At 39.3% G+C, this 595-nt stretch carries 1 pseudogene; it reads right to left on the reverse strand.

What is annotated here, in order from left to right:
- Window positions 1-212: pseudogene (locus tag BG32_RS15780) on the reverse strand (glyoxalase); the annotation flags it as partial.
- Window positions 213-595: the final 383 nt, after the last annotated feature.

The raw sequence follows: 595 nt of genomic DNA on the forward strand, positions 1-595 counted from the left end.
TCATTGGTCAACAAGGTAATGATAGAGTTATTTCTTTGAGAGTCAAGATTGAGATGATTGCAGAAGCCTATCATTCCACCGCCTTGAGTTAGGAATATTTGACAGCTATTCTGATCTTTATATAGTTTAAGGCCAAGAAGGCTTACATAAAACGAGTTTGTTAAACCTAGATCTTCAGTTCCGAAGAAGACGATAGAATTCTCAATATTCACTAACTGTTCCTCCCTTCAAAGTAAAGGTCCGATCAGCGATCGGACCCTTCCGGTTGATCTTTCATACGTTACTTTGGTGCCTTGAGGAGAAGTCGCACTTAAAAGGGTGTTGGTGTGCTTTGCGCCGGTCCTACAACTCTTTCTTAGTCGATGTGTCTTTCATCTCGGCTTTTCTGAATTGAGACCTTTGAACGGTGTCTAAAGTTCATGAGAATTGTGTAGTTTGAGTTTAGTCAAATTTAAATGTAAGTTACACAAGCTTATTGATGTTCATGAAAGACCCCTAGAGCAACTTTAAAAAGAACATTTCAAAAGCACTCTTAGCAAAAGCGACCTCCAAAGGCTTAACTAATGGAGAAGCTCTTTGGTTAAACAGCGAAGCA

Origin of the sequence: Mesotoga sp. HF07.pep.5.2.highcov, from assembly GCF_003666285.1 — a bacterium.
GTDB lineage: Bacteria > Thermotogota > Thermotogae > Petrotogales > Kosmotogaceae > Mesotoga > Mesotoga prima.